The sequence below is a fragment of the Candidatus Binataceae bacterium genome (assembly GCA_036495685.1).
Taxonomy (GTDB): Bacteria; Desulfobacterota; Binatia; order Binatales; family Binataceae; genus JAFAHS01.
On sequence record DASXMJ010000051.1, the window covers coordinates 1 to 22,148 of the forward strand.

Annotated in this window: 21 protein-coding genes; 5 read left to right on the forward strand and 16 right to left on the reverse strand. The window is 60.9% G+C overall.

Going from position 1 to position 22,148, the window contains the following annotated elements:
• Positions 1–233: 233 nt before the first annotated feature.
• On the reverse strand, positions 234–458 hold the full coding sequence (locus tag VGI36_05585; GenBank protein HEY2484597.1) for a hypothetical protein: 225 nt from the start codon (positions 456–458) through the stop codon (positions 234–236).
• A gap of 31 nt (positions 459–489) precedes the next feature.
• A complete protein-coding gene (locus VGI36_05590; GenBank protein HEY2484598.1) occupies positions 490–687 on the reverse strand; it encodes a Thivi_2564 family membrane protein in 198 nt (65 codons plus the stop codon).
• Between the two features lie 194 nt (positions 688–881).
• On the opposite strand from VGI36_05590, the gene ilvD reads away from it, so the two are divergent.
• The 3 genes from ilvD to VGI36_05605 all read left to right on the forward strand — a co-directional run bounded on the left by ilvD (position 882) and on the right by VGI36_05605 (position 4,577).
• Positions 882–2,564: a dihydroxy-acid dehydratase gene (ilvD, locus tag VGI36_05595; GenBank protein HEY2484599.1), complete on the forward strand. Its 1,683-nt coding sequence runs from the start codon at positions 882–884 to the stop codon at positions 2,562–2,564.
• 229 nt (positions 2,565–2,793) lie between these two features.
• The gene (locus VGI36_05600; protein ID HEY2484600.1) at positions 2,794–3,795 is read left to right on the forward strand and encodes an ABC transporter ATP-binding protein; all 1,002 of its coding nucleotides are present in this window, start codon (positions 2,794–2,796) and stop codon (positions 3,793–3,795) included.
• Positions 3,795–4,577 carry an ABC transporter permease gene (locus VGI36_05605; GenBank protein ID HEY2484601.1) on the forward strand — a complete coding sequence of 261 codons (783 nt, stop codon included), beginning with the start codon at positions 3,795–3,797 and terminating at the stop codon, positions 4,575–4,577. Before VGI36_05600 ends, VGI36_05605 begins: the two co-directional genes overlap by 1 nt.
• 205 nt (positions 4,578–4,782) lie before the next feature.
• On the opposite strand, the gene VGI36_05610 is transcribed toward VGI36_05605, so the two are convergent.
• Genes VGI36_05610 through VGI36_05620 form a run of 3 tightly spaced genes read right to left on the reverse strand, consistent with a single transcriptional unit; the run spans position 4,783 to position 7,413 of the window.
• Complete coding sequence (locus VGI36_05610; GenBank protein HEY2484602.1) at positions 4,783–5,439, reverse strand: NUDIX hydrolase N-terminal domain-containing protein; 657 nt, start codon at positions 5,437–5,439, stop codon at positions 4,783–4,785.
• A gap of 17 nt (positions 5,440–5,456) precedes the next feature.
• Positions 5,457–6,296, reverse strand: coding sequence for an enoyl-CoA hydratase-related protein (locus tag VGI36_05615; GenBank protein HEY2484603.1), 840 nt, complete (start codon positions 6,294–6,296; stop codon positions 5,457–5,459).
• A gap of 37 nt (positions 6,297–6,333) precedes the next feature.
• Positions 6,334–7,413 carry a phosphotransferase family protein gene (locus VGI36_05620; protein ID HEY2484604.1) on the reverse strand — a complete coding sequence of 360 codons (1,080 nt, stop codon included), beginning with the start codon at positions 7,411–7,413 and terminating at the stop codon, positions 6,334–6,336.
• A 130-nt stretch (positions 7,414–7,543) separates the two neighbouring features.
• Here VGI36_05620 and VGI36_05625 point away from each other — a divergent pair, with 130 nt between their 5' ends.
• Entirely contained in the window at positions 7,544–8,452 is a 909-nt protein-coding gene (locus VGI36_05625) for a decaprenyl-phosphate phosphoribosyltransferase (protein HEY2484605.1), read from the forward strand.
• Positions 8,453–8,458: 6 nt separating this feature from the next.
• Here the strand turns inward: VGI36_05625 and lptD are convergent, their stop codons facing one another.
• The 10 genes from lptD to trpE form a co-directional block, all read right to left on the reverse strand.
• Complete coding sequence (lptD, locus tag VGI36_05630) at positions 8,459–10,936, reverse strand: LPS assembly protein LptD (protein HEY2484606.1); 2,478 nt, start codon at positions 10,934–10,936, stop codon at positions 8,459–8,461.
• 28 nt (positions 10,937–10,964) lie between these two features.
• Complete coding sequence (locus VGI36_05635; GenBank protein HEY2484607.1) at positions 10,965–12,278, reverse strand: folylpolyglutamate synthase/dihydrofolate synthase family protein; 1,314 nt, start codon at positions 12,276–12,278, stop codon at positions 10,965–10,967.
• A 384-nt stretch (positions 12,279–12,662) separates the two neighbouring features.
• Complete coding sequence (gene accD, locus VGI36_05640; GenBank protein HEY2484608.1) at positions 12,663–13,535, reverse strand: acetyl-CoA carboxylase, carboxyltransferase subunit beta; 873 nt, start codon at positions 13,533–13,535, stop codon at positions 12,663–12,665.
• 16 nt (positions 13,536–13,551) lie between these two features.
• Positions 13,552–14,391 carry a tryptophan synthase subunit alpha gene (gene trpA / locus VGI36_05645; GenBank protein ID HEY2484609.1) on the reverse strand — a complete coding sequence of 280 codons (840 nt, stop codon included), beginning with the start codon at positions 14,389–14,391 and terminating at the stop codon, positions 13,552–13,554.
• 1 nt (position 14,392) lies between these two features.
• Positions 14,393–15,598 carry a tryptophan synthase subunit beta gene (gene trpB / locus VGI36_05650; GenBank protein ID HEY2484610.1) on the reverse strand — a complete coding sequence of 402 codons (1,206 nt, stop codon included), beginning with the start codon at positions 15,596–15,598 and terminating at the stop codon, positions 14,393–14,395.
• Complete coding sequence (locus VGI36_05655) at positions 15,579–16,190, reverse strand: phosphoribosylanthranilate isomerase (GenBank protein ID HEY2484611.1); 612 nt, start codon at positions 16,188–16,190, stop codon at positions 15,579–15,581. The genes trpB and VGI36_05655 overlap by 20 nt, the downstream gene beginning before the upstream one ends.
• Entirely contained in the window at positions 16,187–16,984 is a 798-nt protein-coding gene (trpC, locus tag VGI36_05660) for an indole-3-glycerol phosphate synthase TrpC (GenBank protein HEY2484612.1), read from the reverse strand. Before trpC ends, VGI36_05655 begins: the two co-directional genes overlap by 4 nt.
• Positions 16,981–18,009: an anthranilate phosphoribosyltransferase gene (gene trpD / locus VGI36_05665; protein HEY2484613.1), complete on the reverse strand. Its 1,029-nt coding sequence runs from the start codon at positions 18,007–18,009 to the stop codon at positions 16,981–16,983. Before trpD ends, trpC begins: the two co-directional genes overlap by 4 nt.
• A complete protein-coding gene (locus VGI36_05670; GenBank protein HEY2484614.1) occupies positions 18,006–18,596 on the reverse strand; it encodes an aminodeoxychorismate/anthranilate synthase component II in 591 nt (196 codons plus the stop codon). The genes trpD and VGI36_05670 overlap by 4 nt, the downstream gene beginning before the upstream one ends.
• Before the next feature lie 15 nt (positions 18,597–18,611).
• Positions 18,612–20,102 carry an anthranilate synthase component I gene (trpE, locus tag VGI36_05675; GenBank protein ID HEY2484615.1) on the reverse strand — a complete coding sequence of 497 codons (1,491 nt, stop codon included), beginning with the start codon at positions 20,100–20,102 and terminating at the stop codon, positions 18,612–18,614.
• Positions 20,103–20,570: 468 nt separating this feature from the next.
• Here trpE and nudC point away from each other — a divergent pair, with 468 nt between their 5' ends.
• Positions 20,571–21,494 (forward strand): NAD(+) diphosphatase, encoded by a 924-nt coding sequence (gene nudC / locus VGI36_05680; protein HEY2484616.1) that lies wholly within the window; start codon positions 20,571–20,573, stop codon positions 21,492–21,494.
• Positions 21,495–21,531: 37 nt separating this feature from the next.
• Here nudC and VGI36_05685 read toward each other — a convergent pair whose 3' ends face one another.
• Positions 21,532–22,140: an SPOR domain-containing protein gene (locus VGI36_05685; GenBank protein ID HEY2484617.1), complete on the reverse strand. Its 609-nt coding sequence runs from the start codon at positions 22,138–22,140 to the stop codon at positions 21,532–21,534.
• Positions 22,141–22,148: the final 8 nt, after the last annotated feature.

Sequence of the window (22,148 nt, forward strand, 5' to 3'; positions counted from 1 at the left end):
GATAGTGGTTTTTTACTGTTTCCATGCGTAGGGAAGACGACATGCTGGCCGCCGGACGACAGCGTGTACCTCAGATCCGGATTTCTTACATATCAGCAGCATGCATCGGATGCACAAAGCTCAGTGTTTATTCCGTTTCGATCTTTGTGGGTGCGCTGAAAAGGATCGAACACCAAGCGAAAAGATTAGACAGCCTTCGTTAAGTCGGCAAAAAACACCACTATTTGGCTGCGTCAGCGTTTCTGAAAAACCCCCACGCCGATAAGAACAACTCCGAGTATGAGGAAGCCGCCGCTAAGAGCTTGCGGCACCACATGAGTTGAGTGCTCGGTGCTCTGGAGCTTTAGATCGCCCAGCTTTGCCACGTCCTTGGTCTGCGAGGTGGTAAATTCGGGGATTGCCAGTCCGACAATTCCCAGGAGAGCGAGAATCGCGCCGAACCAGGTGATGGATTTCATAGCCTTCTCGGCCGCAATCGTGTCAGGAGACTCATTTGAGGGGAGGTATCCGAATACCCGCGACCTCGCCGATAATCCCCAGTGACTGTAGAACCCAGATTAGCAGAACAACAAAGACCACGATGTTGAGCAAGCTCTTAATCGCTGCTGCCATCGGAATGTAGGTATTGATCAACCACATGAGGAGACCTGCGATTACCAGTATGACGACAATGTCCACCAACGTCATGGCAGCCACTTCCTTTGCTTTCTCTCTTTAATCGTAGCCGATCATTGAGGCACTCTTCACTTAAAATCGAGCCCAGCTCTCGCGAATGCCTCCAAAAGACCTTTTGTTCCGGCGCAAGCCTGTATTAAAAGGACGTAAAGGCTTGTATGTTGCCGCGCGGCACTTTTAGAACCAGATGGACTCAGGACTAAACCATGGCGAATTCAAATGAATCTCTGCGATCCCACAGCAGCACCCTCCTCGACGGGCCTTCGCGCGCTCCCGCGCGCGCGATGATGAAGGCGGTCGGATATACCGACGAAGACTTCTCCAAGCCACTCATTGGTGTCGCACACACCTGGATCGAAATCATGCCGTGCACTTATCATCTGCGCGACCTGGCCGAGCACGTTAAACGCGGCATTCGCGATGCGGGTGCAACGCCGGTCGAATTCAACACGATCGCGATATGCGACGGGATCTCGATGGGCACCCACGGTATGCGCGCCTCGCTCATTAGCCGCGAAGTAATCGCCGACTCGATCGAACTGACCAGCCTCGGCCATCTCTTTGACGGCATCGTGGCACTCTCCGGATGCGACAAAACGATTCCTGCCACAGTGATGGCGCTGCTGCGGCTCAATCTACCTGGGCTGATGATTTACGGCGGATCGATCCAACCTGGCCGCTACGGCGATCAGAACGTAACGATTCAGGATGTCTTCGAAGCCGTCGGCGCGCATTCCGCCGGCAAGATCACCGAACAGGAGCTGCGCAACCTCGAAAGCGTTGCCTGCCCCGGCGTGGGTGCCTGCGGCGGTCAGTTCACGGCGAACACCATGTCGACCGCCTCGGAGATGCTGGGAATCTCGCCTGCCGGTGTCAATTCGATTCCGGCGACCGATCCAGAGAAACCCAAGGCCGCCTATCGGGCAGGGCAAATGGTGATGAATCTGCTCAGGAAAGGCGTCCGCCCAAAGGACCTTGTAACGCGACGCGCGATCGAAAATGCGATTGCCGCCGTAGCAATGACTGGAGGGTCGACCAACGCCGTACTTCATCTGCTCGCGATCGCCCACGAGGCAGGACGCAAGCTTTCCATCGACGACTTCGATCGCATCAGCTCACGTACCCCTCTGCTGGCCGACTTGAAACCCGGCGGACAGTTCATGGCGGCCGATATGCACGCCGCTGGTGGAATTCCGCTCATCATGAAGCGACTCAAGGAAGCGGGCCTGCTCCACGCCAACGAGCCTACGGTCACTGGGCGCACGATCGGCGAAGAAGCCGATGCAGCATCGGAGACCTCGGGTCAGGAGGTCGTGCACAGCGTCGAAGATCCGCTCAAGACCACCGGCGGGCTTGTTATCCTGCATGGTAACCTCGCGCCCGAGGGATGCGTGGTCAAGGTTGCCGGCCATGAGCGGGTGACCCATCGCGGCCCCGCGCGCGTGTTCGACTCGGAAGATGATGCGTTCAAGGCGGTATCCAGGCGTCAGATCAAACCCGGCGACGTCGTTGTGATCCGCTATGAAGGGCCGAAGGGCGCTCCCGGAATGCCCGAGATGCTCGGCGTCACCGCTGCGCTCGTGGGCGAAGGCCTCGGTGACCAGGTTGCCCTACTCACGGACGGGCGCTTTTCGGGCGCCACCCACGGCCTGATGGCGGGACATGTCGCACCGGAGGCGGCGGTTGGCGGTCCGATCGCCGCTCTGCGTAACGGCGATATCATCATTTTCGATGTCGCCAAGCGCCGGCTGGATGTGGAACTGAAAGCCACCGAAATCAAACAACGCCTGAAGAAGTGGAAGAAGCCAAAACCGCACTACACATCCGGCGTGATGGCCAAGTACGCGGAAGTCGTCTCGTCAGCCTCACGCGGCGCCGTAACGAATTGACGCGTACCCGCGCGGCTTCTGCCCTGTAGCTTCTTGAGAGCGATTTCGAGGAACGGCACCGGTGAGCGGACGCTCAAAGGCTCCATCTGCCACTCCTGCGCAGCTGACGCCTGGAGAACTCTGGTGCGGCGCACCATTTACAGGTTGTGCTCTCCGCGCTGTTTCACGGCTTCTTTGGGTTTGATAGCGTTCGCTAGCCGCGAGATAATCATCGACTGAATCCATTCCCATGAGTTCGACTTCCGCCGTCGATCCGATTGTTGGGCAGGTCGCAGAGCGCCCCGCCGCAGTCGAAGCGCGCTCGTTAGTCTTTCGCTATGGCGACCGCGCGGCGCTCAACGACGTAAGCTTTACCATTTCACGTGGCGAAATCTTCGGATTCCTGGGACCCAATGGCGGGGGGAAAACCACGCTCTTTCGGGTTCTTTCTACCCTCGTGCCTATCCAATCCGGCGCCGCCGCGATGCTCGGCTACGACCTCGCCGGGGACACGACCGCGGTTCGGCGAAAACTCGGCGTCGTGTTTCAGCATCCGAGTCTCGACCTTAAGCTCACGGTGGCCGAAAATCTGTCTCACCATGGTCATCTATATGGAATCCGGGGACACACGCTCCGCGACAAGAGCTCGGCCGCACTAGCCCGCCTGGGTCTTTCGGCTCGCGCCAACGATCTGGTCGAGACCCTCTCAGGCGGACTGCGCCGGCGCGTAGAACTCGCCAAGGCTCTGTTGCACGACCCGAAACTCCTGCTTCTGGATGAGCCGAGTACGGGCCTGGACCCAGTAGCGCGCCGCGACTTCTCAAACTATCTGGCTAGTTTGCGCGAGCGCGATGGCGTTACGGTCGTATTAACTACGCACTATCTCGAAGAAGCCGAGCGCTGCGACCGGATCGCGATTCTCGATGACGGCCGCATGGTCGCGATGGCACCCCCTGGCGAGTTAAAGGCCAGCGTCGGCGGCGACGTACTCGTCGTTCACGCCGCCGCGCCCGAGCAATTACAGCGCAAAATACTGCAACGCTTGAAGCTCAAGAGTCAGATAGTCGACGGCACAATCAGGATCGAGCGGCCACGCGCTCATGAAATCGTCCGCGAGGTCATGGACGGCTTTTCGGACGAGATTGAATCGATCTCGTTGGGTAAGCCGACGCTTGAAGACGTCTTCGTCCATCTTACCGGCCATCGCTTTCTCACCGAGCCGGAACCCGCCGTCACGGCTCGTGAGTCTTGATGCTAGAAGCAGGTTTACAAGTAGGTACGCTGTGGTGGCGCGAAATTGCACGCTTCGTGCGGCAACGCAGCCGCGTGACCGGCGCCATCCTCCAGCCTCTGGTATTCTGGTTGCTGCTCGGCGCGGGGTTGCGCGCCTCATTTCGTCCAAGCGGAATGCCCGAGGGTATCAATTACGCGCAGTACTTCTACCCCGGTGTGATCGTGCTGGTGCTCTTGTTCACCGCGATATTCGCTACCATCTCAACTGTCGAGGATCGGCGCGAGGGCTTCCTCCAGGGCGTGCTGGTGGCTCCCATTTCGCGCGCTTCAGTGGTGTTGGGCCAGGCGCTTGGCGGAACTACACTAGCTCTGTTACAGGGAATCATTTTTCTCCTGCTCGCGCCGCTGGCAGGAATTCATCTGAACGCGGAAGCAGTCGTGGTAGCTACCGCGATGATGGCGATCATCGCATTCGCGCTCACCAACATCGGGCTCGTGATCGCGTGGCGCATCGAATCGACCCAGGGGTTTCACGCCATCATGAACCTGATCCTGATCCCGATTTGGTTGCTCTCAGGCGCGTTCTTCCCTGCCGACGGCGCGCCTCTGTGGCTACGCTGGACGATGAAGCTTAATCCGCTGACTTATGGAATGACGGCGCTGCGACGGGGACTTTACCTAGCCGAACCCGGCGCGTTCTGTTCGTACACACACTTCAAGACATCCGCTGCCATAGCAGTTGCCTTCGCTCTGGGGGCTTTCCTGCTTGCGAGCCGAGTCGCCCGCCGCGCGTCCGTATAGTCTGGTCGAAGGGACTTTTACTTCCACAGTTCTCGGAGGGGGAAGCAAAACTTCACCGGAAATGGCGGAGAGGGTGTCGCTGCCCTTTGGCGATCCGCGACCCTTTCGGAACCTATTGTCCCCGGGTTTCTCCTCCGACCGCTGGATGCTCGCGGATCACCGGGGAAAAATCAGGAGGTTCGCCTGGGCTGGTCGGCGAGCAGACTCACACGCGGTCGAAGTATGGCTCCACTCGTCCGTCGAAATGGAACTCGCGCGCGAGCTGGATCCATTTTCGATCCTTTCCGTGCAGTGGCTGCGGCAACGAATCGAGGGTAAAGAAGCCCAGGTCCTTCACTTCCAGCGGATGTCGTCGCAGCTCACCACCGACAATCCCGCAATAGAACAAGATCGCGTATATGTGCCGCCATGGGTCGCCGGTCTTCCGGCTGTCTATGAGCGCCATCAGACGCAGCGGCTCCACCCTCAACCCGACTTCCTCCATGGCCTCTTTCGCCACGTTCTCTGCAGCCGAAATGCCCACCTCGCAAAAGCCGGTTGGAAACCACCATTTTCCGGAGGGCCGTTGGATCATCAGCACTTGATTGCGCTCGTTGAACGCCACGATTCCGCAGCCTACCGCCGGCGTAACGTAACCCTCATAGCCAGCGATCACCGCATCGCGCCATCCGCGCCGAATCGTCTCTGCATCTTCAACTGTCGCGTCGACCGCCGCTGCCTGCATTCGTGCCGCATCCATCAGCAGCTCTTCGTATCGCTCCGCATCGAATCCTTCGGCCTTGAATGCGAGGCCGGTGCGAGCAACCGCATTCACGCGCTCGATGAAGCGCGCGAGTTCCACCAGTAGGCGATCCTGGCTCATAAGTTCAGGATATCGGTTTATTTCTTCCGATGCTCTGCGGTGCGGTAGTCCTGGAATTTTGCGTCGCGCTCGTCAAGCGCGCGTGTCACATTTTCGCGCATCTTCTTCATGTACTCGCGCGACGAAGGCTGATGGAAACACAGCGCCTGGATTTCCGTGGCGGAACGGATCGCGGCACGCGCGCCCATCACCTCCATCGCGCGATGGACCACGCGTTTGTTGAGCGCCTGCAAGTCGCGGGGAATCTTGGCGACCCGGCGCGCGACGTTGAGGACCGCCTCCTCCAATTGGTCGGCGGGAAAAGCGCGATTGGCGAACCCCATTTGCGCAGCTTCGATTCCGCTGATCGAATCACCCGTCAGCATCATTTCCATCGCGTTGCGCAGGCCCATCAGCCATGGATGGTACGCGCAGTCCGGCGATGACATCGCTCGTACCGGCGGGTAGCCGATTTGCGCATCCTCGGCCGTGTAAACCAGATCGCAGGCGGTCGCGAGCTCTGTCCCTCCCGCCAGACAATAGCCGTGCACTTGCGCGATGATCGGCGTGGCCATGTCCCACATCTCGAACCAGCCGTCAACCAGGTGCCGCGGCCAGACTCCTTCGCCTGGCGAGACCGTCCGGGGCAGCGGCTCGTTGGGCGATTGCGCCAGGTCGTAGCCGGCGCTGAAGCATTTGCCTTTGCCCTTGATGATAATAGCGCCGATGCTGGGATCGGCATCGGCTTTACGCAGCGCATCAAACAGTTCCCCGCGCAAAGCGTTGGAAAGCGCGTTGCGCTTGTCCGGCCGATTAAGCGCGATGCGCCGGATTCCCGGTTCAGGATCATCAACCTCAATAAAGCGGTATGCACTCATGGCAACCTCCCTGGCCAGCTCACTCGCAACCTAGGTATCAACTTTTGCCAGCGCTGCAGACCTTCCAGGCTGCATCCGCGAGCGCGGGTACGCGTTCTTTCATCGCCACGAATAGGGGATCGTCGGTCTGCCCGCGCACGAAGCGCGAATAGCTCCCTTCCATGATTATCGCGAGCTTGAAGATTGCGAATGCCTCGTAAAAGGCGAAATCCGTCATTTTGCGTCCGGTGTTTGCTTCGTAGCGGTCAACCATTTCCTGCCGCGAAAGGAATCCAGGCTCGGTCGTGACCGCCGTGGTCACGCCCTTGCGCTCGGCACTGTCCGATGGCTCCAACCAATAGGAGAGCAGCCACCCGAGATCCGCCAGCGGATCTCCAATCGTCGACATTTCCCAATCGAACACTGCGATCACTTTGGCACCGGGAGCCTTGCCATCGAACATGACGTTGTCGAGCTTGAAGTCGCCGTGAACGATGGTCGCGGGCGGCGATTCGGGAATTCGCTTCTCCAACCATTCACGCACCTTGCTCATCACCGGCAGCGGGCGAATTGAGGTGGTTACCTGCAGCGCGCGATCGAGCTGATCGGTCCATCGCTTAAGCTGCCGCGGGAGGTACCCGTCGGGGCGTCCAAAGCCCTCGAGACCCGCCGCGCTCCAGTCGACCGCCTGCAACGCCGCAAGCAGGTCGATCATCGCTTCGCTGACTGCGCGCCGCCGCTCCGGGGTGTTGGCAAAGGTTCGCGAGGTATCCGCGCGGATCACGTCGCCCTGCATATATTCCATTAGGTAGAAAGGGGCTCCGATATAAGATGGGTCGTCACACGCGGCAAACACTCGCGGCACGGGCACCGGCGTATTCTGCAGAGCGCTCAGCACCCGATACTCCCGCATCATGTCGTGAGCGGTCGGCAGCAGCGGGCCCCGCGGCGGGCGCCGCAGCGCCCAGGAGCGACCGTCGAAATGCACCAGGTGCACCTCGTTGGAATGGCCAAACGAGATGTTCTCCGAGCGGAGCGCGGACGGGTCGCCAAGCTTGCGGTCGGCTACGAATCTGCGCAGCCCCACGAGATCGACGGTGGCATTCGGTCCGGTTTTTTCCTGCGAGACAGTGCTCATAACCGCTATTCTTTTTCCCACTTTTGGCGCCTGGTCAAGACCGATCGTCCTGTCAACAAAGCCCTTCCACGCGTGGTCCGCGAGGCGGACCTTGCGCGATGAAAGCGCGCGCCGGTAAAACCGATCTCTTATGAACGCTTCGGTCGAAGGCATCCACACGAAGCGGCGCCGGGCTTCAGCTCTGTTCGCACTGGCGCGCCCGCGACAATGGCTTAAGAACGGGCTGGTCCTGGCGGCCCTCGTGTTCAGTCACCGGCTCTTCATCGCGCGCGATGCGGCGCTAGCCGGGGTTGGGTTTGTCGCTTTCTGTGCTCTTTCGAGTCTGGCCTACGTGCTCAACGATATTACCGATCGCGAAGCTGACCGTCTTAATCCTGAGAAGCGTGATCGGCCGTTAGCCTGCGGTGATCTGAGCGCCTCTGAAGCAGCCTTATTCGCAGTCGCCCTCGCTCTCGTCTCGTTCATCTTGAGCCTGGCCCTCGGCCGCGCCTTCCTTGCGATCGCAGTGCTGTATATTGCACTGCAGTTCGCCTATTCGTTGTGGGCCAAGCAGTTCGTTGTGATCGACGTCGTCGCGGTAGCGATCGGATTCGTGCTGCGCGCGTTTGCTGGCGGAGCGGCCATCGATGCCGAGGTCTCTCCCTGGCTCGCTTTCATTACCTTCGTGCTCGCGTTGTTGCTAGTCCTGGGGCGGCGCAGGCATGAGCTCGTCGCGCTGGGCGATGGCGCAGCGGTGCATCGTGACGCGCTTTCCCAGTACAGCATCCGGCTGATCGATCAAATGATCGCGATCGTCGCCGGCGCGACACTGGTCAGCTACATGATCTACACCGCATCCGCCGAAGTCGAAGCCAAGCTCGGCACCCGACACTTGTATCTGACAGTGCCCTTCGTGGCCTTTGGAATTTTGCGTTATCTCTACTTGATCGATGAGCGCAACGAGGGCGGCGACCCCGCCCGATTGCTGACCCGCGATATGCCCTTGCTGCTCGCTGTGATCCTCTGGATCGCGGCTGACATCCTGCTGCTCTATTTCTAGACCAGCTCAGCGCGGCAACACGCCGAGCGGATTGCCTGCAAGTCCATAGGTCTGGAAGGGATTCCGGCCGAAGGGGCTCTGTCCGATCGAGCCCAGACCGCCCAGTGTCAGCTGGAACTGAACCTGCACTTCGTTGGGGTTGAAGGAGTCGGTCAGTCCCATGTCGGCCGACCAGCAATCACACGCTGATTTCAGTCGCGCGCCGTACTCCGCGTACTGTAGCTGATTGGTGGAAAAATTGTAGCTGGGCGCGATGTACACGCCGAGCATGTCACCCAGGTCGCTGTAAGCCCTAATCGTCGCGAACTGGCTGTTGTTTTCGGTAGTGGTCGGCAGCACCGCGGTTTTCGGGTTTACGTAGTTGTACGATAACTGCACAAAAGATCCTTGCAACTCTTTGCCCATGTAGACGTTGGAAACCTGGGACCACGGCGGTTGCAGCGTCAGGAACACGTTGGCGAAGGTGATGCCGGCGTGGTTGCGCGGATTGTAGTCCACCTGCGAGCCGAGCGCCGCAAAGGAGGTCGCGAAGACCGTCAGGTTGCTTTGAAAGTCCGAAACGCGGTCGCCGAACGGCCCCAAGTCATGCGAAACGTCGTAGGCTTGCATGAAGGTAGCCTGCGCCAGCTCGCGGACTTCCTGGCCGTGGCTGAATGCGGACGCGCCACCCGGCATGAAAGTCTCCGAGGGCGACGAGCCCTGGTTGGTCGGGCCAGGGGCTCCGGTCGATTCGTCGGTTTCGGTATCGGCGGGCAGGTCCGCTGACTGCGGCGCGATCTTCGCAAACAGCCTCGTGGTTACGCCGTAGGTAAACAGGCTGCGCGAGTTAACCCGATCGTATTGATCGAAGAGCGGCAGATTCCCCTGGTAGATGCGCGGCACGTACGCATACGTCGCAAAGGGTTCGATAGTGTTCTTGAGCTTCTCGACCAGAGTGCCATTTACGTCCCAAACCCGCTCAACCTCGCTCGCAACCCCGGTTGAAAGGGACGGAACTCCGATGCCCTGAAATCCACCTTGTGCCAGTGGTCCGACTGAAAGGCCGTTGTTGTAGAGGAGGACCCCCGGCTTCCCATTCGCCTTTGGTGGCAGTCCGGCGAACGGAAACCCTACGGGGGTAACGTTAATATTGTGTCCGGAGGTGTCGTACATGTTTCCTTGCACGCCAACCGCCCCGTAGCCATAGAGGTAATCACCCAAGCGCCACGGTATGGTGAGCTTGGGAGTCGCTGCAAACCGCAGCCCGTCCAATCCTGATTCGCGGTAGAAATTGGTCCCCTGCGCATCGTAGTCGAGAAACGCCAGTCCGCCGGCGAGGTCTTGCCGCCCGCTCACGAGGAGCTTGGGCAGTTCCTGCAGCGCGAACGGACTTGCCTGAATCAAGTCCTGGTTCCAAGTGCCTTGCATCTGCGCGTAGCCATGGTCGAATTCGTCCAGCACTCCCCAATGGGAGATAGCGTTGCGCAACGATCCCCAGTTGCTGCCGTAGCCGTTCGACAGGGTCCATACATTCATTTCCCGCAGATAAAAGTCGTCGCTGACTGAAACCGTATCGGCATAGACCATCAGGTTGTCCGTGATGTGCTGGCGAGTCATGCCGATGATTCCGTAGCGATTGACCGGGATGAACGGGTCGTTGACCTGAGTGTCGACGATGTCGCCGTGGCGATTCGCGTTGCTCCGAATCGATTCGTTATAAAACGCGCCATTCACCCAAAAATAGTCGTCTGGCCCGTTGGTCAGACGGTACTCCGCGAGACCGCCGACGCGTTGGCGGGTTTCAATATCAAGCGCGACGGTCGCATCCTGGGTTTTGTTGATCGCAAGGTAGTATGGCTGCAGCAACTGAAAGCCGCGCAAGCCCGATTGTCCCTGGCGCCCCGACAGGAAGCCGCTATGCCGATCGGTATCGGCGGGAAATGTCAGCGAGGGAACTTTGAAGGGCTGATAACCGAGGATGTTAAACGAGGCACCCTTGGCGGTCCCGGTGTTGCCAATATCTACACTCATCTGGTCCCCGCTAATCGACCAGTCGGGCGCGCGTTGCTTCGAGGATGTGCAGGTCGTGAAAAACCCGCTCGTGATCTGATAATTCTGCCCCTGGAGCTTGACGATCTTCTTGCCGTCGAGGCGATAGGTGGATTTTCTAGCCTGAACCCGCGCGTTGTCCAGCTCCAAGATTTCGTTGGCGATGTCCAGCTTGGCCCTCGTGGCCCACATCTCCACGTCCGGATCGATCAGATGGACGTTGCCGGTCGCGATGGCGATACGCTGCTGGCGATAAAGCTTGATCTGATCGGCCTTGATGACGCTCCCGCCCTCGGTCATCACTGCGTCGCCGATGACGGTGAAAGTGTCTTCCTTGGAGTCGTAGATCGTTTCGTGACCGGTGACGTTGATGGGCTGCGAGCCTTCGGAGCGCGCCGTGGTGGTACCCCCCGGGAGCTTCACCGCGAGCGCGAAGCGCCCCAGGCCCAAAAGCATCGCGGCTACAACCGCGAGTGTGAATAATTTAGGCCGGCGCCTCAGGAAACAGCCCTCTCCTCCCAGTCCGGGCCAAGAAGTACGGGTAAATCTCGCCGATAAGATACACAGAACCGGTCGCCAGCACCACTTCGGAAGGAGGCGTTTCCTTAACAACCTGTTCAATTGCCGCCAAGGGGTCGCGCTCGATCCGGGTTGGCACGTGTGCGGTGAATATTGGGAGGAGATGCTCGGGATCGAGCGGATTTTTGGGCTTGGCTTTGGCAAGCGTGACGTCGGCGACCCGCGGCGCCAGCATCGCCGCCATCCGCTCCCACTGCTTGCTGGCCAGGCAACCGAACACCAGATGCGGCCTGACGTCCGGATTCAGCTCCACACTAATCGTCTCGAGCAGGGCCGAAATCGACAGCTCGTTGTGCGCGCAGTCCAAGATGACCAGCGGGTGGTGCGACACGATATCGAAGCGCCCCGGCCAACAGACTTCGCGAAGACCGCGCCGCACGGCATCCTCCGCGATCGGATGTCCCTGCGCCCGCAACTCCTCGATCGTGGCCAGCGCGATCGCGGCATTTTCGTGTTGAAACGGTCCGGCAAGGCCAAGCTCGACGTCCTTCAGCGAGAGCGCCAGGCCCTGGTAGTCAATGCGATGTTGCGGTGCGAGGGATCGAAAGGTGTAGTCGCGATCGACCAGCCGGGTGGCACTGCGGCGCTGTGCGGCTATCGAGCTCAGCGTGGCGCGCGCCTCATGATCGCGCGCCCCGATTACAACCGGCACCTCGGGCTTGATGATTCCACCCTTTTCCGCGGCGATCGCAGGAATCGTGTAGCCGAGATACTCCATGTGATCGAACCCAATGGGCGTGATAACGCTCAGAATCGGTCTCACCACGTTGGTAGAGTCCAGCCTGCCACCCAGCCCGGTCTCGACTATCGCGATATCGACGTGTTCCTCGGCGAAGTAAAGGAACATCATGGCAACCGTAAACTCGAAGAACGTCAGGGCGAGCCCTGCCCGATCGTAGGCGTCGCGCAGCTTCTCGATGTACTCGAGCATTCGCCGTGCAGGCATTTCCGCCCCGTCGATGCGCGTGCGCTCCGCCAGATTCACCAGGTGCGGCTTGGTGTACAAACCGACCCGCATTCCCGCCGCACGCAGCACCGCGTCGAGCATCGCGGCCACCGAACCCTTCCCCTTGGTGCCAGCTATGTGCACTACGCGCAGTTTGCGATGCGGATTGCCAATCAGCGCAAGGGCGTTCTCCATCCGCTCGAGCTTGTAAATTTCCCCGCGGGCCTCGAGGGAATAGAGCCAGTCAAGAGTCCTTGTAAGCCGCTCTTCCACTGCAAACTCGGAGTCTATCTCTGAGCCACTTGCCACGAAAGGCGAGTGAAATCAGCGGCCCCCGGCTGTCGCGGCTCCGAATGTCCGCTCGGTCTGCACCTTTCTTCCTCAATTGCGCCAGAACGAGAATGATTCAGAAAAACCTACGTCGGGGTCTTCTTTTTCGACGAGAGAAAGGCCGTCCCGGCCTCGCGAATACTGGCAAGCCACAGCGCGACGAGCTCACTTGCCGCCGCAGCCCGGCACTCGAAGGAGGTGACTGGACTTTTCACCGAGACTGGCTGTTGCCGATTTGCACCCTAAGCTGCGCCTGGGTCTGCTGGCAAAATCCCGCAATGCTCGACCCGCGGACGCCGGCCGCGGCGGGGAGTTCGCAGCAGCACCCTACTTTTTGGAACGCCTCGCAGAACGATGCCGCGTCAGCATTGGAAGCAGACGGCCTAACGTGAAACGCATCTGATGGCGCGGCACGATAGCGTCCAGCATGCCGTGCGCGAGCAGAAACTCCGCACGCTGAAAGTCTTCGGGCAGTTCCTGATTTACGGTCTGTTTGCTCACGCGCCGGCCGGCGAAACCGATCAGCGCGCCCGGCTCGGCGAGATTGAGGTCCCCGAGCATCGCAAACGATGCCGCGACGCCTCCGGTGGTCGGATCGCACATCACCGAGATGTAGGGTAACCGCGCGTCTCTAAGCCGTGCGATCGCCGCAGACACCTTCGCCATCTGCATTAGCGACAGCGCACCTTCCTGCATCCTGGCCCCGCCCGAAGCGACAAAGACCACCACCGGGAGCCCCCTACGGGTGGCGAAATCGAAGAGCCGCGCCACTTTTTCGCCGACCACGACTCCCATGCTCCCGCCCATGAATTCGAAATCCATGACGCCGAGCGCCAGCGTGCGGTCTTCGATCGCTGCCGTGCCCACTACTACCGCATCATTGCGTCCGCTCGATTCGCGCGCCTGGGCCATCCGTTTGGGATACGGTCGCGAATCGACAAACTTGAGTGGATCGCCAATCGCCACGTTTTCGAACATCTCGCGCCATGATCCGCGGTCAACCGTGATCGCAAGGCGCTGGCTGACGGTCAGACGAAAATGGTGCGCGCACTTGGGACAGATATTGAGATTGCGTTCGACTTCCTTGCGAAACGAGATTTCCTTGCAGGTCGGACATTTGGTCCAGATGTTCTCGTCGCTGGCTACCGGCGGCGGCGCGGCATGCGCAGAGACGGCCGGAGGTTGGGTGCTTTGCGCCATTGCTCAATTCCTCCGTTTAACTAACCGCCGGCGCCGTTATGGTTCGGTGCGCGGCGCGCATCGCGTCTTTGAGCGAACCGACCAGCCCGCCAGCCGCGGCGACCGCATCGCCAGACGCCATCTGTTGCTCGATCAGGGTCGAGATGGCGCTGCCGACCACCACGGCATCCGCGAAGTTCGCGACCTTTGCCGCTTGTTGCGGCGTGGAAATTCCAAAGCCTACGCCGATAGGCAGGTCGCTCACCGTGCGCAGCTCCCGCACTTTGCTTTCCACGTCGCTGCCCACTTCGCTGCGCACCCCGGTCACTCCAGTCACCGAGACATAATACAAGAACCCGCTCGCCGACCGCGCGATTCGCCGGCTGCGCTCCAGCGGCGTGGTCGGTGCGAGCAGATAGATGAGGTCGAGGCCGTTGGCCCGCGCCGGCTTGAGCAACTCCGCACTCTCCTCGGGCGGCAGATCGATCACCAGAATCGCATCTACGCCGGCGATGGCTGCGTCACGGCAGAACCGCTCGCATCCGTAGTGTAAATAAGGATTGAAGTAACCGAACAGGATGAGCGGGATCTGCGTCGCCTGCCTGAGCTCGGAGACCAGGGAGAGAATTGCGGGTAGCGAGGCGCCCGCTTCAAGCCCGCGGGCGATGGCGCGTTGATTCGCCGGTCCATCCGCCATCGGATCCGAGAACGGCACCCCAAGCTCTATCAAGTCAGCGCCGCGCGCCTCAAGTTCGAGGACCAGCCGGCGTGTGGTCGCGATATCCGGATCTCCCGCGACGATAAACGGAATAAGCGCCGCTTCGTTGCGAGCGCGCAACTCGAGGAACTTGCGCGCGATCCTTCCGCCGTGTGGCATCCTACGCACCCTCCCGCAGCGTCACGCCGCACGCGCGCGCGACCGTGTTCATGTCCTTGTCGCCTCGTCCCGAGAGGTTGACGATGATGATCCGTTCTTTGGGCAGGGTTGGAGCGAGCCTGGCGGCATGCGCGATCGCGTGCGAACTCTCCAGCGCGGGGATGATGCCCTCGGTCCCGCATAAGAGCTGAAAGGCCGCCACCGCTTCGGCGTCGGTTACCACCGCGTATTCGGCGCGCCCGCTCTCCTTGAGATATGCGAGTTCGGGTCCGACGCCGGGATAATCGAGGCCGGCGGCGACCGAGTGAGTCTCACGAATCTGGCCCAGTTCATCCTGCAAGAGCAGCGTCCGGTTTCCGTGCAACACGCCCGGGTGGCCCGCCGTAAGGGTCGCCGCGTGCTGCCAGCCGTTGAGCCCGAGGCCTCCAGCCTCTACGAAATACATGCGCACGTCACGGTCTTGCACGAAGGGGTGCATCAGCCCGATCGCGTTAGACCCGCCGTTAACGCAGGCGATCAGAACATCGGGCAGCCGTCCTTCCAGCTTGACAATCTGGCGGCGCGTCTCTTTGCCGATCACGGTCTGAAAATCGCGCACGATCATCGGGTAAGGATGAGGGCCCGCGGCGGAGCCGATCAAGTAGTAGCTATTGCGCACCGACGCGGTCCAGTCGCGCAGTGCCTCGCTCATCGCGTCCTTCAGACTCCTGCTCCCCGAGTCCACCGGCTGGACCTTGGCGCCGAGCAGCTTCATGCGAAACACGTTGAGCGCCTGCCGCTCGACGTCAATCGCGCCCATGAATACCTCGCATTGACGCCGGAACAGCGCCGCCATCGTTGCGGCGGCCACTCCGTGCTGTCCTGCTCCGGTTTCGGCGATGATGCGCTCCTTGCCCATCCTGACCGCGAGCAGCGCCTGGCCCAGCGCGTTGTTCGCCTTGTGTGCACCCGTGTGGCACAGGTCCTCGCGTTTCAGATAAATTTTCGCGCCGCCCAGTTTCGCCGTCAGGTTGGCGGCGAAGAACAGGGGCGTAGGGCGTCCCACATACTCGCGCGAATATTTTTCAAGCTCGGAACGAAATTTCGGATCGCGCCGCGCCTGCTGGTAGGCCTGGGCTAGTTCCAGCAGCGCGGGCATCAGCGTTTCGGCCACGTACCGCCCGCCGAATTCGCCGAAGTGTCCGCGGCTATCTGGTTGATTTTGCATTGGCAACGAAACTCCTGAGCTTGAGATGGTCCTTGATGCCGGGTGTCGACTCCACGCCGCTGGCCGCGTCGACCCCGTATGGGCCAAGAGCGGCAGCCGCGGCGACATTGGCTGCGTTCAACCCGCCGGAAATGAAGACTCTTGAAAGATCGAGTTGCTTGAGCTCTTCGAGAGGGCGCGCGACTCCGCTGCCACCGTAGAGCGCGGAATTAAATGTATCCAACAAGACGTAGTCCGCGTGAGTCCGAGAAATTGCGACAAGTGCTTCACCGGTGCGTACCCGCAGCGCGCGAATCACCGGCAGCGTCCAACCGGACAGCGCGCCTTCTTCTTCGTCGCCATGGAACTGCAGCATGTCGAGACCGAGATCGTGTGCGCAGTCCCCTATCACCGAGCGCGCTTCGTTGACGAACACACCCACGACCTGGGCTCGATGTCCGATAACCTCGCGAATCGCGCGCGCACCGGCTCGGTCGAGATAGCGAGGACTCGGCCGATGAAAGTTCAACCCGATCAGATCCGCACCAGCCAGAATGGCGGCCTCGGCATCTTCTATGCAGGTCACGCCGCATATTTTGACCCGCACCGTCATCGCGAGTCTCTGCCTGGCAGGGAATCCAGCAACGCGGCCAGTTTCGCGCGCGGCTCTCCTCCGCGCAGCAGGCTCTCGCCGATCAAAAACGCTCGAGCACCCGCGCGGTCAAGTCGCACTATGTCCTCGGGAGCATCGATTCCGCTCTCCGAGATGATCAGTGCGTCGCTCCGCTGCCGCGAGAGCAGCCGTTCGGTGACCGCGATATCGGTAACGAAGCTATGCAGGTCACGATTGTTGATTCCGACCAGCGTAGCGCCGATCTTTCGGGCGGTCGCGAACTCTGCCTCGTTGTGCACTTCGACTAGCGCGGCCATCTTGAGCTCACGCGCCATGGCGGCAAGCTCACGCAGCACCGACCCGTCCAGCATAGCCGCAATCAGCAAGATACAGTCGGCACCCGCGGCGCGCGCCTCGTACACCTGATACGCATCGAACATGAAATCCTTGCGCAGCAGTGGCAGTTCGACCGCCGCGCGCACCGTCTGCAAATCTTCAAGTGTTCCTTTAAAATGCCTGTCGGTCAGGACCGAGATGCAGGCCGCGCCCGCCGCCGCGTACTCGCGCGCAACCGCGCCGGGGTTGAGCCCTGGGGAAATATCGCCTTTGCTGGGTGAGGCACGTTTGACTTCGGCGATTATCGCTGGCCGCCGCGCGCGCAGCGCAGCCTCGAAGTCGCGGGCAGCCGGCACGGCGGCTGCGGCGTTGCAAATCTCCGCAAATGACACGCGGTTTCGCGTGGCCATCAGTTCCTCGCGCTTGGCCGCGAAGATTTGCTCCAGGATAGAACTCATTGGCCGGTGGCGTAACTCGCCTCCGCGAGCCTTTCGATGATCCTGAGCGCGTGGCCTGCTTCGATGAGCTTGCGCGCTTTAACCACCCCGCCGTGCAACGATTGCGCTTTTCCGCCCACGTAAAGCGCGGCGCCGGCGTTAAGCGCGAGCACATCTTGGGCGGGACCCGGTTCTCCCGCAAGAACTGCGCGCAGAATTCGGGCAGCGTGGGGCGCATCGTTGGCCACCAGGGTGTCGCGGGCTACCCTTTTCATGCCGAACTCTTCGGGCGCGATCTCAAATTCCCGAACCGGTTCTGCACCCCGAATCTCCGCAACCCGCGTGGCAGAGGACAGTGTAATCTCGTCCATACCATCACTTCCGTTCACCACCAGCGCGTGCGCGACCCCCAGAGCTGCCAGCGCCTCGGCCATCGGGCGAAATAATTCGGCATCTCCGACTCCCACCACCATGCAACGCGGCGTCGCCGGATTACAGAGCGGCCCAAGCAAATTGAAGATCGTGCGGGTTGCGAGCGCGCGGCGCAACGGCGCAAGCCGCGCCAGTACCGGATGATAGGCGGGAGCAAAAATGAAACAGAACGCCGCGCGGCGCAGACAGCACGCCAAGCCCGCCGGGTCGAGGTCGATCTTGACGAAGAACTGTTCCAGCACATCCGCGGCGCCGACGCGGCCGCTTATCGCGCGATTGCCGTGCTTGGCGACCGGGATGCCGGCGGCGGCGGCGACCAGGGCCGCGCCCGTTGAAATGTTGAAGCTGCCCGAACCATCGCCGCCCGTGCCCACGACGTCGACCAGATGCGTGCCATCGAGGTTGGTCGCGCGTGCGCGTGCGCGCATCGCGCGGGCTGCGCCTTTGAGCTCCGCCGCAGATTCACCCTTCAGCTTGAGCGCGACCAGAAATCCCGCGATCAGGGCCTCCGGCGCCTGCTCGTCGAGAATCTCGCCAAACGCGCGCTCGGCCGTGACTACATCAAGCGAACGACGCGCGAGCACATCCTCGAAGGCGGCAGGCAAGGCGTTCACGTGGCAATCCGCCGCAGAAAGTTTTCCAGCACACGTTTGCCCTGAGGCGTGCCGATCGATTCCGGATGGAACTGCACGCCCTCGACTCTCAGGGTCTTATGGCGAAAGCCCATGATCTCGTTCTCTTCCGTGCGCGCGCTGATTTCCAGACAGTCCGGCACCGTATCCCACTCGACCAGCAGCGAATGATACCGCATCGCATCGAACGGGCTCGGGATGGATTCAAAGATCGTCTTGCCGTCGTGCACCACCGGCGAGGTCTTGCCATGCATCAGCCGCGATGCACGCACGACACGCCCACCGAACGCTTCCCCAATACACTGATGGCCCAGGCAGACACCGAGAATCGGCAGTTCCGCCGAAAGCTCGCGCAGAATCGCCAAGGAAACACCGGCCTCCTTTGGCGTGCACGGCCCCGGCGAAATGACAATCGCGTCGGGCGACAGCGCACGTGCGCCCGCTACATCGATGTCATCGTTGCGCTTAACGACTACAGCGGCGCCCAGCTCGCCAAGGTACTGAACCAGGTTGTAGGTAAACGAATCATAGTTATCGATCATCAGCAGTTTGGGTTTTAGTTCGCTCATGGCCGCCTGCCTCGGTTACTTCTCGAACTCGCGCGCCGCCTGCAGGGCACGAACCACGGCACGCGCCTTGTTCACCGATTCCTCGAATTCGGCACCGGGATCCGAGTCCGCAACCACCCCGCCGCCCGCCTGGATGTACACGCGGTTGTTTTTGACCAGCAGGGTGCGGAGCGCGATCGCGGTGTCGGTGTTGCCCGTGTAGCTGAAGTAACCGACCGCGCCCGCATAAATGCCGCGGCGTACGCTCTCAACTTCGTCGATAATCTCCATGGCGCGGATTTTCGGCGCCCCCGACACGGTTCCCTGCGGGAAGGTGGCACGGAAAGCATCAAACGCATCGCAGTCGTCGCGCAGCCTCCCGACTACATTCGACACGATATGCATCACGTGCGAGTAACGCTCGACGACCATGTACTCGGTAACTTTGACCGATCCGATTTCCGAGACGCGGCCCACGTCGTTGCGCCCGAGGTCAACCAGCATCACGTGCTCGGCCTGCTCCTTCGGATCCGCGAGCAGTTCCCGTTCCATCGCTTTGTCTTGGGCTTCATTCGCTCCGCGTGGTCGTGTCCCGGCGATCGGCCTGAGCGTGATATCGCGGCCCTCGACCCGCACCATGACCTCCGGCGAGGCGCCAACCAAAGTGTGATCGCCAAGCCGCAGGTAAAACATGTACGGTGACGGGTTGATGGTCCTGAGGCTCCGGTAGATGTTGAAGGGATGCGCTGTGAGCGGCGACTCAAAGCGCTGCGAAGGAACCACCTGAATAACATCACCGGCGGCGATGTACTCCTTGGCTGCCGTTACCATCGTCATGTACCCCTCGCGGGTCATGTTCGAAACGATGGTTGAATCGTTCGCGACCGCCGCTGCGCCCTCGAGCCGCGGCGGGACCGCCGGCGCACGCAACCGTTGAATCAGCTCGTCGATCTTGGTCTCGGCGCCGCGATACGCCGCGCGCGTCGACGGGAAGTCCTCGACTGGGACGTTCGCGATTACCCTGAGCGTTTGCCGCACGTTGTCGAACATCAACATGGTCTCTGTGAACATCATGTAGAGGTCCGGCACGCCCAGATCATCCTCGACGGTCTGTGGAATCCGCTCGAAGCAGCGCACGACGTCGTAGGCGAGAAAGCCCACCGCGCCGCCGAAAAACGGCGGCAGTCCGGGAAGCTCGGGAGCGCGAAAGCGTTTCACCTCCGCACCGAGTTCATCGAACGCGTTGCTAATCGAACGAACCTCGATGCCGCGGCCCGGCCGGATAAGGTCCATCCGGTTCCCGCGCGCGCGAATGACCATTGAGGGTTCCGAGCCCAAAAAGGTGTAGCGGCCCCACTTCTCTCCGCCGCGTACGCTTTCCAGGAGAAACGCGTAGTCGCCTCGCGCGACTTTCAAAAACGCCGAGACCGGGGTTTCCAGATCAGCAGCAATTTCGCGCGAGACCGGAATCAGGTTGTAACCCTGGCTGCGCAAGTCTTCGAATTCGCGCTCGGTCGGATACAGCATCGTAGTGCCCCTCAACTCCGAAAGGTTTGCCGACCCACTCTCCGACGAGGCGTTCGACTTCTCCGCGGGCGAGGTCGGAAAGAAGGTTTTTTTTCCGGACCGGGAATCTTCATGTGCCTGTCGTTCAGCTCCAAGCATTCGGTAACCAAAAAAAAGGCCGCAGGTTCTTCGCCTGCGGCCGTTTGAACTTGGTTTCGTGTGTAGACTACAAAACCAGCGCGCAGGCGGGTGCGGCGACGTGCCAGCGCCAAGCCCAAGCCTTCTGGTTCGTGCAGTTCTTCATCGGCTCTACATGATCTACGCGCGTTCAGCCGATGTCAACCGTCTAGCTGCTCTCTGGCAGATCGATACGGTGGCCACATAGCCTTCCGCCTGATTATCGTGTGTGCAATCCATTGCAAAAAAGGGCTAGTTTGGGCGGCACAAAGACAAGCAGCCATTTTTCTGGGCCTCTTTCGGAGAAGCTGAATGATTCCTTTTGCAGGTAACCCTCTCAATCGAGCAAGCGAAAAACGCCTGGAGGCCAACTGGATCGAATCGAGGCTGCACGATCCATCCTCCCTGATATTCCCGATGTGGCGCCTGGAGCCGTTCCTGCTCGGACCTGAAAACTCGGCGCCGCCGATTCAACTGGGTCTGCTCAAGCCGGGACTGACGGATGCCCTGGCCGCCGACGGGGCTCCTTGCATCTTCCTGGGGCTCGACGGCGATCGCGCCGTGTTCGCGCTTGACATCTCCGCGGCCGACAACCCCGCCAAAGAGGGTCCGCTTGCCGGGCTGGGTTTCTTCCGCGACGCGCGGGCCGCCGGGCAGATGGTTTCCATCAAGGAGGCCGCGATCATCGCGCAGGCTAAGGCGCTCATCGACTGGCATCAGCGTCACGGGTTCTGTCCCAAGTGTGGGGCCCCGACCAGGCTGATGGATGCCGGCTATCGGCGCCTGTGTGACAAATGCAACTCCGAGCATTTCCCGCGCGTGGATCCGGTCGTAATCATGCTTGCGACCAATGGGGACGCATGCCTGGTCGGACGGGGCAAGCTGTTCCCGCAGGGGATGTTTTCGGCACTGGCCGGATTTATCGAACCCGGCGAGACCATCGAGGAGGCGGTGCGCCGCGAACTGATGGAAGAAGCATCGGTCAAAGTCGGCGAGGTCAGCTACTGGGCGACTCAGCCCTGGCCGTTTCCTTCGTCCTTGATGATCGGATGCTTCGCCAAAGCCACAAGTCGCGACGTGAAAGTCGACCAGAGCGAGCTGGCCGAGGTCCGCTGGATCGAGCGGAAAGTCGCACGCGAGCTGATCGAAGGCAAACGCGTCGAGGGCATCATGGTGCCACCGCCAATCGCCATCGCCCATCACTTGATCAAAGCATTCGCGCTTGGCGAGCGATGATGATCCTCAACATGGAGGGCGCCAAGCCCGCCGGGGGCTAGTGGCGGATATATTGCGCCTTGTAGGCGGCGCGAAGTTTGTCCTGCGCTTCTTCCGCTTCTTCCTGCGAGTCGTACGGACCAACCTTGACCCGATACCAGGTCTGCCCGTCGATATCCGTGGTCTCTGCCGCAGCCGGATAACCCAGGTCCTGGAGTCGACGGACCATCTGATTTGCGCCGTCGCGATCCATCACCGCCTCGATTTGGATGGTGTACGGATGTTTGTGCGCCGAAGGGGCCGCAGGCGTCGAGGCGCTTGCGACCGCGCGCGTGTTTGCCGGCGCCGCCGCCCTGACGCTAGCGGCACTGGCGGCGCGTGAACTAGCCGCGATGGGGGGCAATGCAGAAGTATGAGGAGCGAGCACGGGAGCCGCGGCCGGAACAGACGGGGGATTTAATGCCGCAAGCGGAGCGGTAGTCGGCGTCGGCGCCATCGCGGGCGGACTCGGCAACGGGAACATCGACGAGACCTGCGACTGGTCTGGAGTGTTCTGTCTGGCGATCTCGTTTCCTGCCATCACGCCGAGAAAAAAGACCGCCCCCGAAAGCACGACCAGCCCGATCAGAATTACGAAAATTCCCCCTGCCCTGATCTCGAATCGCATCTCCCCAC